Consider the following 647-nt stretch of genomic DNA (forward strand, 5'->3'; position numbering starts at 1 on the left):
GCGGCCACGGCGGCGGCGGTGCGGCGCACGGGGGAGGTACGGGGGGACTTAGTAGCGATTGTCGGGTGCAAGGTTCACCGCCGGATGCTGCACGCGGGGGTCGTCGGAGGCGAGGCAGCGGAACTCCACCGTGTAGTGGACGTCGTCGCCCGTGGTCGCGGCGGTGTCATGCACCTCGCTGAAGCGCCGTCCCTGGCCGTGGCAATAGGTCTGCGCCTGTTCCAGCGCGCCGTTCTGGGCGATCAGCAGGCCGGAGACCGAGGCCGAGGACGTGCCGCTGACCGTATAGGTGTTGGCCGCGGAGGCATCGGCGGTCACCGGCCCGGCGCCCACCCCGGCGCACGACACCTGCAATCCCCCCAGCAGCACGACACAGGCCATCGACAGCATCCAGCGCATCACTCTCTCCCCCGACAGGTTCCCCGGCGCCACCCTGCATGGCCGTCCCGTCGCGCCGGTGGTCGCGGCGGGCGGGCGGGTCGGCGGCGGCGCTCCGGTCCCGCCTACGCGGTCCTGCATGGCAGCATAGACGCGGGTCAGCCTCGCCGGGAAGGCGGAACGGCGGACGTTGGGGGAGCGCGATGGTTGCGCGGCCGTCAGCCCTGTTCGGCGAGGCCGAGATAGATCGGAAGAGCACACGTCTGAAC

1 protein-coding gene is annotated in these 647 nt (G+C 71.9%); it reads right to left on the bottom strand.

What is annotated here, in order from left to right; all coding sequences use genetic code 11:
• Positions 1 to 48: 48 nt before the first annotated feature.
• Positions 49 to 399 carry a hypothetical protein gene (locus B8460_RS19560; RefSeq protein ID WP_048863305.1) on the bottom strand — a complete coding sequence of 117 codons (351 nt, stop codon included), beginning with the start codon at positions 397 to 399 and terminating at the stop codon, positions 49 to 51.
• Positions 400 to 647: the final 248 nt, after the last annotated feature.

The organism is Acidisphaera rubrifaciens HS-AP3 (genome assembly GCF_000964365.1).
Classification (GTDB): domain Bacteria; phylum Pseudomonadota; class Alphaproteobacteria; order Acetobacterales; family Acetobacteraceae; genus Acidisphaera; species Acidisphaera rubrifaciens.